A 10963-nucleotide genomic window follows, 5' to 3' on the forward strand; every position below is an offset into this window, starting at 1 on the left:
GATTTGTGTCATTAATATAATATTGAGAAAGTTATGAAGAAAACATTTACTTCTTTCTTTTTCCTCTTTTTGTTTGCGATTACCAGTGCACAATGGAGTCCCACAACATTCAGGGGAGAAAAAACAAGAGCAGGCTCCGATATTAAGAGCTATTACACTCTGGATATTTCTCTATTAAAGTCTCAATTGGCAAAAGCTCAGGAAACGGGAAAAAATGCGAAACCCGTTACGATTTCTTTGCCAACTTTAGAAGGGAAAATCGAAAAATTTGCCGTTTACAGCTTCCCGGTGGTTGTAAAAGAACTGGCAGATCAGTATCAGCTGGGGTCCTATGTTGGGGTCGGGATTGATGATCCCGGTAAATATCTTAGATTCAGCCTTGCACCTGGTGATTTTCAGTCGATGATCATCAAGAATGGGGTTTCTGAATTTATAGAACCAGCAGATAAAAATAAAACAGTTTATGGTGTGCATCCTAAAACTGATAAAAGCAATGAAGGCTTCCTTTGTTCTATGAATGAAGACCGATTGACAAAACAGGAGATCGATAAACTTTATAAAGCAGGAAAAGCATTCAACAACCAGACTACCGATTTCGCAAAGTCTTCTGATAAAAAATACAGAACGATGAGATTGGCCATGTCTGTGACAGGAGAATATACTCAGTACTTCGGAGGTACGGTAGCCGGTGCATTAACGGCTATCAATGCTACGTTAACGAGGGTAAACAGTGTCTTTGAAAAAGATTTTGCACTGCATCTGAATCTGCAGAACTTTCCGGCAGTAATTTATACAGATCCTGCAACGGATCCGTATTCTCCGTCTGCGCAAATGAATAACTGGAATCTCCAGTTGCAACAAACGCTTACAACAAACGTAGGAAGTGCCAATTATGATATCGGGCACTTATTCGGTGCTTCAGGTGGTGGTGGAAATGCAGGTTGTATCGGCTGCGTATGCGTAGATCCGGCAAACAACAATGCAACCCAGAAGGGATCCGGATATACTTCTCCTGCCGATGGTATTCCACAGGGAGATAATTTTGATATCGATTATGTGGCTCATGAGATGGGGCACCAGCTAGGCGCGAATCATACATTTTCACACGGCCTGGAAACAGCTGGGGTAAATGTAGAGCCGGGTTCAGGTTCCACGATTATGGGATATGCCGGAATTACAGGACCAAATACTGATGTTCAGGCTCATTCCGATCCTTATTTCCATGCGGTAAGTATTACCCAGGTTCAGAATAACCTTAATAATAAAACATGTGATGTTGAAACAGCGATTACAAATAATCCGCCTGTCATCACTCCATTGACTAATTACAGTATTCCTAAAGGGACGGCATTTGTTTTAACAGCTTCTGCAACGGATGCTGAAAACGATCCTATGACCTATTGCTGGGAAGAAGTAGATAATGCCAACGTTACCATCAATAAAAACAATATTGGAACAACGGCCAGTGGCGCTACGTTCAGATCATTCAATCCGACAACCAGCCCGACAAGATATTTCCCAAAATTATCTTCAGTTTTAGCAGGTGTTTTAAATAATTCAAACAACGGATGGGAATCTGTTTCTACGGTTGCCAGAACAACCAATTTCAGAGTAACCGTAAGGGATAATAACCCTGTTCCTACAGAGCAACAGACCCAATTTGCCAATCAGCAGATTACGGTAGGAAATGACGGGCCCTTTAAAGTAACCACAACGACTGCCTACAATAACGGTCCTACTTCAGTAATGTGGGATGTTGTCAATACTACAGCTGCTCCTTATAATGTAGCGAACGTAAAAATTGACTATACCACCGATAACGGAGTAACGTGGACCGTAGCTTCTGCTTCTACTGCCAATGACGGTAATGAGTCCTTGACACTTACAGGTCTTACGTTAGGAGGAAATGTTAAGATCAGAGTAAGCGCTATCGGAAATGTTTTCTATGCCATTGGAAGTGCTACGGTAGCCAATTTAGCAAGTTGTACTGGTGCGGCACCTGCAGGTATTGCGGTTTCTGCTATTACACAGACCACTGCTACGGTTTCATGGACCGCTACTGCAAACTCAACATACGTGGTTCAGTATCGTCCGGTAGGTAGTGCAACATGGACTACCGTTCCGACGACGGCAAACTCTGTAAACCTTTCCGGTTTAACTGACGGTGTTCAGTATGAAGTACAGGTGTCTACTGTTTGTAATGGAGTTCAGGGACCTTTCTCTGCTTCTACAAACTTTACTACCCTAGGTCTTAACTATTGTACGATGACGTCAAGTAACTTCGGGGACGAATATATCTCTAATGTTACCGTAACGCCAGTCGGTGCAGCTGTAATGAACAACAACTCTGGAGGATCTACTTACACCGATTATACCAATAATCCTGGTACGTTGGTAAACCTCGTTATAGGATCTACAGGTAACACAGTATCTGTTACCAAATTCTGGACATCAGGTTCATTCGATGAAGCCGTAAGTGTTTGGATTGACTTCAACAGAAACGGTACATTCGAAGCTTCGGAGAGGGTAATGAATACATCGCCAAATACGACAACTCCTGTTACGGCTACTTTCTCTGTGCCTGCAGGGGCTTACAACGGTCCTGCTACAACGAGAATGAGAGTGGTAATGCAGTACAATTCTTCACCTACCATGTGTACAAGTTTTACATACGGAGAAGTTGAAGATTATGCTGTGAAATTAATTCAGCCTATAGCTTGTACAAGTAATGCGCCTTTAAACCTTACCGTTACAAACATTACATCTTCATCTGCTTATGTAATGTGGGATCCTGCGGTAGGGGCTACCTATATACTACAGTACAGACCGTTAGGTTCTACAACATGGACCACCGTTCCGTTGACAACCAATGGATATACAATCAACGGATTGTCAGAGCTTAGCTCTTACGAAGTTCAGGTTGCTTATGTATGTTCGGGAACTACAGGAACATTTACTGCTCCTTTTCAATTCACAACACCCGAGGTTACTTACTGTACGATTACTTCAAACAATAACGCCAACGGTTATATTTCCAATGTAACGCTTACGCCTACCAGTTCGTATGTTATGACCAATAATTCAGGAGCGAATACGTATACAAACTATTCTACGGATCCTTCTAAATTGATTACATTGGTTCGTAACACGACCAATAACACGATTTCTGTATCTAAATCATGGCTTTCATTCACCTCATCATTAGCCGTAGGTGCATGGATCGACTTTAACAGAAACGGTGTCTTTGAAACCAACGAAAGAGTGATAAGTTCAGGAACCAGTACCAATACACCTATTACTGCTACTTTCGTAGTTCCTGCAACTTCTTACAGTGGGCCGCTTACGATGAGAATGAGAGTGATCTTCTCGACAAGCACTGTAACTAACCCTTGTGCCACCATTTCAAACGGAGAAATTGAAGACTATGCCGTAAAGATCATTGATCTTGCACCTTGTACGACGGCGCCACCTTCTCCTATTACTATTACGAATGTTACCGCTTCTTCAGCATTAGTTTCATGGATCGGTGCTGCCGGGGCTACCTATACTTTAAGATATAGAACAGGAACAGGTGCATGGACAACCATCGCATCCGCAGCAAGCCCGTTCCCGATCTCAAACCTTAACGGAGCTACAACCTATGAAGTACAGATCGCAACCATTTGCGGGGGGACTACAGGAGCATGGTCTGCTTCAACGAACTTTACGACACCGGCCGCTTCGTACTGTAATTCAGGTACCGCGACGGTGGGTGACGGTTTCATCAATAATGTTAAGGTAACAGGTACGGCTACACCGATGATGTCGAATAACTCCGGTCCTAGTACATACACCGATTACTCGAATGATGCAACTAAAATTATCACTTTAGCCCGAAATTCAACCAACAACGTACTTTCTGTAGGAAGAACAATATTGTCCAGTACCTACACGACTTATGCGTGGATCGATTTTAACGGAGACGGAGTATTTAACAATAATCCATCAACGGTTGCGGGCGGTGAGAGAATCATGAACTCCGGTTATTCATCAAACACACCGATCACAGCAACGTTCTCCGTTCCGGCAGGAGCATATGCGGGAGCTAATAAAGTGAAAATGCGTGTTATTGTGTATTATCTTACACCGGATGATGCCTGCTCACCTCTTACCAGTAATGGGGAAGTTGAAGATTACCAGGTGAAATTCGTAGATATCCAGCCATGTACTACAGCGGCGCCTACCGGTATCACCATGACAAATCTTGCCGCTACGACAGCTACCGTATCATGGATATCTTCTACAGGGGCTACTTATCTTGTACGATGGAGAACTACCAACCCGGTCGGAACATGGAACGTATCTCCATTGCCAATTACCGGAAATACATATAATATTACAGGACTTACCGAGCAGACTGCTTATGAAGTTCAGGTAGCGACCATCTGTGGTGGAACACAAGGGCCTTGGTCTTCTTCCACACCGTTTACGACAACGCCGATTACCTATTGTAATATGACGGGTACGGGAACCACCGATTTCATTTCGAATGTTACCGTAACGTCAGTAAACCCGGGTATTCCTCCAATGAGCAATACTTCGGTTCAGACAAACTATATCAGCTATACCACTCCGGCCACTTTAATTAATCTGGAAATAGATTCTTTTGGGAACCAGCTTTCAGTGACTAAAAACGGAGGACAGAATGACGCCGTATCTGCATGGATCGATTTCAACAGAAACGGAGTATTTGAAACCAATGAGCAGATCATGGCTTCTCCGGCAAGTACCACCGGTACCGTTAATGCGACTTTCAGTGTACCTGCCAATGCATATCCGGGACCTTTAACAACAACCATGAGGGTTGTGCTGAAGCGTACCAGTGCACCGGTAATGTGTCAGAATGCGGTAAATGGAGAAGTAGAAGATTATGCGGTGAAATTAAGACCGTGCTCAAGTACGGCTCCTACAAACGTAGCGTTCACTGCCATTACGCATGTATCGGCTAATGTTACATGGACTGTACCGACAGGAGGTCTTACCTTTGTCGTGAGATACAGAGTGGCGGGTACATCTGCATGGACTCAGCTTGTTGCTTCAACATTAACCGGAAATCCACCGTTGGCGTTAACAGGTTTGACTCCGGCAACAACGTATGAAGTGCAGGTTGCCGGTAGCTGCGGAACAACACCTGGAACATTCACTCCGGTGCAGACCTTCACCACAAGATGTGATCCTACCCCTCCGAATGTAACCATCGGTACGGTAACATCCAACTCTGCGGTAGTAAGCTGGTCTCCTATCGTAACCAGTGCAACCTATGTATTAAGATACAGAATCGTCGGAAGTACTACATGGACCACTGTAAATATTACAACTGCTCCGTTGAATACGTATACTATTCAGGGATTAACTCCATACACGACATATGAAGTACAAGTGGCCAATATGTGTAATGGTGAAACTACAGTTAACCCTTGGTCTAACCCTAAAGTATTTACCACCGAAAGAACATGCGAATTGCCTCCTCCGGGACTTACGATTACCAACCTTACTCCGACGACGGCAGTGGTGGTTTGGGACGCATTCCCTGGAGCAACCTATATCCTGAGATATAGAAAAGTTGGTATTCCAAGCTGGACAACCGTAACTTCAAATACCAATACGCTTACCTTAACAGGATTATTGGAGCTTACGCAATATGAATTACAGGTTGCCAACGTATGCAGCGGTACGCCGGGTACATACACGCTTCCTTACTTCTTTACGACGCCTACGGTAATTTACTGTCAGATGAACTCTGCATCTTCTGCATCAGCGTACATTTCAAAAGTGACGGTGAAGCCGGACAACAAACCGGTAATGGAGAATGCATCTCAGGCATCCAACTATACAGATTATACAGGTAATCCGTTGAAGTTTATCGAAATGATCCAGGGTTCTTCAAACAACCAGATTACCATTGATAAAAAACTTTCCGGAAATACCGAGGCTGGTGTTGCGGTCTGGATTGACTTCAACAGAAACGGATATTTCGATATCAATGAAAGAGTAATGGCTGTCGCCCCGAATACAGAGGCTACCGTAAGCGGAACGTTTACCGTACCTGCAGATGCTTTCGTAAGCTTGACAGACTACAAGTATGTAGTTATGAGAGTGGCATTGTCTAAAGATGCGATTCCGGTAAACTGTACCAACTTTGCCGATGGTGAGGTGGAAGACTATACCGTAAGAATATCTAAGCCGATTGTTCCTAACCCGGTAAACCAGACGGATATCTTAATCTATCCTAACCCGGTAAGCTCAGTATTGTATGTGAAAAATATCAGCAAAAAAGCGAATTATAAGATCTACAATGCAGCAGGACAGTTAGTGTCAAACGGTATTATCCTGAACAACAAAATTGATGTACATACCTTGATAAACGGGGTATACATCATCGATATTCAGGACGGAAATGACATTTCAGCTCAAAAGAAATTCATTAAAGAATAAGAAATCATTTAACTATTAATCATTTTACAGGCTCTCACTATGAGAGCCTGTTTTGTTTTAATTGATAGGTTTATCCGCGCCTTCAAACAGAGTTTTATGTTATTTAGATAAATCATTACCGTAATAAAGTAGACCAGTACCCAAGTGAAGTAAGCCGTTACCATAGTGAAGTAAGCCGTTACCGTAGTGAAGTAGACTGTTACCCAAGTGAAGTAGAGTATTACCAAATGGAAGTAGACCGTTACCGGAGTGAAGTAGATCATTACCATAGTGAAGTAGACCGTTACCGAAGTGAAGTAGAGTGTTACCATAATGAAGTAGACCATTACCATAGTGAAGTAGACTGTTACCCAAGTGAAGTAGACCGTTACCGTAGTGAAGTAGAGTGTTACCAGATGGAAGTAGACCGTTACCTAAGGTAAGTAGAGAGCTACACCTAAAAGGAGTACGCCGATACTGAGATAAAAGGGCAGGCATGCCTCTAATCAATCCGATAAGCTTATGTTTTTTCTTACAAAACGTTTCATGATATAATACGACAGGTTTTGTCGCCGTGCGGCGATATCTTCGCTTCAGAAATTAATGAATTTAAATAATAACTAATTATGCATTTGGCGATATTTTTCGTATTGTTTCGTCTGTTCGATTATTTTTTTTTAACAAAGTGAAGAAAAAATGTATCGAGAACTTTTGAGTACGTTCGACTGGTAGTGCAACTTCTCGATACGACTTCTTCATAGTCTACTCGAAGGGACGTTGCGGTAATTACATAATACGAGTGTTCGTACGTCTGTTCGAGTATTTTTTGCAGTGAAGCTGCGAAAAATGTATCGAGAACTTTTGAGTACGTTCGACTGGTAGTGCAACTTCTCGATACGACTTCTTCAAAGTCTACTCGAAGGGACGTGTGCGTTAATTGCTTGATACGAATGTTCGTCCGTCTGTTCGAGTATTTTTTGCAGTGAAGCTGCGAAAAATGTATCGAGAACTTATGAGTAATACCGACTGGTAGCGCAACTTCTCGATACGACTTCTTCAAAGTCTACTCGAAGTGACGTGTGCGTTAATTGCACAATAAAAATGTCTTTCGCCTGTTCGAGTATTTTTTGGAGCAAAGCTGCGAAAAATGTATCGAGAACTTATTAGTATTACCGACTGCTAATAAATCAAAATGAACAGTGTTAATATGATAATATTCACAAAAAATTGACATTCTATATCTTTTCGGCGTGAAGTAAAAAGGATATTTTTGCAACGACTTAAAAATTAATAATTAATAACAACTCAAAATAGACACTAAGTATGAATAAAATCTACTCAGGAGCATTGTTCTTATGCTCAGTCCTCGGCGTTTCCGCCCAGGAAGTCATCTGGCAGAAAGATATCAAATCCTCCACACAGGATTTTCTTTCCCAGATCACGACAACCATTGACCAACAATATCTAATCTCAGGAAGTAGTATTAAGGCCAACAACAACCAACCGTCAGCCATCAACGAAAGACAAAACACCGGTTACGATTTCCATCTGGTAAAACTCAACCAACAGGGTGAAGAAGTCTGGGAAAAGTATTTCTCGGGCCAGAACCATGATTTTCTTTCTGCAACGGTAAATACCCAGGAAGGCGGTTTCCTCCTGGCAGGAACTTCCTATTCCGGGAATGGCCTGGATAAAAAAGACGACTCCAAAGGAGGTTCCGACATCTGGCTGATCCGGATCAATGAATTCGGGGATGAGTTGTGGCAGAAAACCGTTGGTGGTGCTTCAGATGAAGAAGCACGGGCGGTGATCCAGACTACGGATATGGGATTTTTTGTGGCAGGCAACGTTCAGAATTCTGAAAAAGGCTATGGCTCTAAAGACGTTCTTATTGTTAGGCTTGACAAAAACGGAAAAGAATTATCACAATTGGTTTTGGGCGGAAAAGGATTGGATGAGGTGGAGAAGATGATTCCTACAAAAGATGGCGGCGCTTTACTGGGTGTGTATTCGAGAAGTGGATCCTCCCCCAGCCCCTCCAAAGGAGGGGAGCAAGACCGTCCAGCCCAAAATTCAAAATCAATTTCCGGTTATGCAAAGTCTACTGAAAACTTTGGTGAGGGCGATTACTGGATCATCAAGCTTTCCAAAGACGGCAAGGTGGAATGGGAAAAGAACTTCGGGGGAACCAGAGATGATCATTTGAGAACACTGGCTTTGACTTCTACAGGCTACTTAATCGGGGGTGAATCAAGATCGGAAAGATCCGGCAATAAAACCGTTGGCATTGAAGAAGGAACGGATCTGTGGCTGATCTCCCTCAATGAAAGAGGCGAAGAAATCTGGCAGAAACCCTACAACTTCAAAAACAGGGATGTGCTTATGGGAATGAGCGTGATATCCTCCCCTAGCCCCTCCAAAGGAGGGGAATCCGGCAACCTGACCAAAGGGATATTGCTGGGCGGTTATACCCAGGCGGAAGGCAGAATAGAAAGTGATGATGAGACCTTCTGGATGCTGTACCTGGACCAAAATGGGAATGAGCAGTGGAGAAAACACGTTAAAGGTGAATCAAGAAAGAAGGAAGAAAGACTTTCGGATGTTAAACTGAATAGGGACGGCTCGATCATCCTTGCTGGAACGAGTGCCGAAGAACTGGGCAGAGAAAACTGGAAAATCGTAAAGCTGGGCGACCAACAGATCGATCAGCTGATCGAAAAGCAGGATATTAAGATTTATCCGAATCCGGTGAGTGAGTATGCTTATGTTGAAATAGGATTTGATTTTAAAGAAGCTGATATTGTGCTGTTTGATATGGGGGGTAGGCAATTGCAGAGTCTGAAGACAAAGAATAAAGTGACGAAGATCAATACGCAGGCTATGGTTCAGGGAGCGTATCTGGTGAGCGTGAAAACTAATGATAATAAAACAGCGAGTGCTAAACTTATAAAGAAATAAACTAGGAGATGAAAAAAATAACGTTAGCTATAGTATTATTAGCTTCATTAAATAATATAGTCTTTGCACAATCGAGTGTGGGGGGGAACGAACCTAAAAGCTATGTGGGAGATATTAATCAAATATTTCCCTCTGCCCCAACTTCTAATAATCTAATGAAATTTGAAGAAGTTCCTATAAGCTATTATACGGGAATTCCTGACATCAGTATTCCCTTAATTAGCATTCCAACTAACAATTCTAAAATTGCAGTAGGGGTTCAGTTAAAATACCATCCGTTAAACGCCAAGCCAGATGATAAAGCCAGTGAAACGGGATTAGGCTGGAGTTTTATTGCAGGGGGAACAATTTCAAGAACAGTTAGAGGAGGAAATCCTGATGAAAAGAATAGAACAATTGCATTCTCCTCTCCTCCAAAAGCTAAGTATGGTATCTACAACGAAACATACAATCCTACATCTACATTGATGAAGGATCAGACTATTGATCTAAATAATTATGGTTTTGAAGCTGCTATGGGAAGATATGATACAGAATATGATTTATATCAATACAATTTTATGGGACAATCAGGAAGGTTCTATATAGTGAAAGATGATGTGGGAAATTATAAACCAGAGAAATTAGACAAAAATAACCTACAGATAATTATTAATAACACAGCACCAAATGATATTACAAGTTTTACTATAGTTGATGATAAAGGGATCAGATATACTTTCGAAGGTATGGAAAAATCTCAAAAAAGTATCACTAATGTTAAAATAGGCATTATATCTGGTATTGGTAATCCCAATCCGAGCTTGAATATTGGAAATTACTGGGCTGCCTTTAATTTAACAAAGATAGAAGACCCAAATAATATACTTCTTGCTAATTTTAACTATACTATCGATTCAGCAGTAAAGTTTGAAGAGACACCCACTACAATTAAAAGGTTAGTAATGAATGTACAATATGTCAATACCAGCGGAAATACTGGAATTTCTGATGGAAGTATGCCAGGAGCCTTCGAAACACAATACGTTTATAATACTACCAATACAAAGCTGCTTACCAGTATTGATGTAATAGGAAAAGGAACAATTTATTTAAATTATGAAAAAGGTAGAGAGGATTCAAATTATATGGAACCCTCACAGCTTTACAAATTGAAATCTATCCAATCAAATTATATTGGGCAAAATATTCAGCAGTATACTGATAAATACGTTTTAGATTATGGATATTCGAATACTGCTTTACAACTAGAAAATGGCACAACGAAGGCATTGCAAAAATTAATGCTGACAAAAGTTACCAAGATATCTCCTAATGCACAAAATCAGGAGTATAATTTGGATTACTATACAGTATCGGGAGATCTTCAAAAGGATAAATGGGGCTATTATACAGGAACAAATGAAGCTTATAAGGCTGATGTTTTAAAAACTTTAACCTACCCTACAAAAGGAAAAGTAGTTTTTGATTTTGGTGATACCGATACCGACAAGGTGATTACTGAGAACTTTACCTATGATCCCCAGAACAGGCTTTTGAGCCATACTCATCA

Annotated in this window: 4 protein-coding genes; all 4 read left to right on the forward strand. The window is 41.6% G+C overall.

Going from position 1 to position 10963, the window contains the following annotated elements:
- The first annotated feature begins 33 nt into the window (after positions 1-33).
- Positions 34-6474: a GEVED domain-containing protein gene (locus AC0N32_RS18670; protein ID WP_476395353.1), complete on the forward strand. Its 6441-nt coding sequence runs from the start codon at positions 34-36 to the stop codon at positions 6472-6474.
- A gap of 227 nt (positions 6475-6701) precedes the next feature.
- Positions 6702-6896 carry a hypothetical protein gene (locus AC0N32_RS18675; RefSeq protein WP_476395354.1) on the forward strand — a complete coding sequence of 65 codons (195 nt, stop codon included), beginning with the start codon at positions 6702-6704 and terminating at the stop codon, positions 6894-6896.
- An 880-nt stretch (positions 6897-7776) separates the two neighbouring features.
- The gene (locus AC0N32_RS18680; protein ID WP_476395355.1) at positions 7777-9411 is read left to right on the forward strand and encodes a T9SS type A sorting domain-containing protein; all 1635 of its coding nucleotides are present in this window, start codon (positions 7777-7779) and stop codon (positions 9409-9411) included.
- An 8-nt stretch (positions 9412-9419) separates the two neighbouring features.
- Positions 9420-10963: hypothetical protein (locus AC0N32_RS18685; RefSeq protein ID WP_476395356.1), on the forward strand; the 1544-nt coding region annotated here is incomplete at its 3' end.

Source organism: Chryseobacterium endophyticum (assembly GCF_056333165.1).

Excerpts from the sequence above, each read along its gene's own strand:
- AC0N32_RS18670 (WP_476395353.1), top strand. The coding sequence starts at position 34 with ATGAAGAAAACATTTACTTCTTTCTTTTTCCTCTTTTTGTTTGCGATT.
- AC0N32_RS18675 (WP_476395354.1), top strand. The coding sequence starts at position 6,702 with ATGGAAGTAGACCGTTACCGGAGTGAAGTAGATCATTACCATAGTGAA.
- AC0N32_RS18680 (WP_476395355.1), top strand. The coding sequence starts at position 7,777 with ATGAATAAAATCTACTCAGGAGCATTGTTCTTATGCTCAGTCCTCGGC.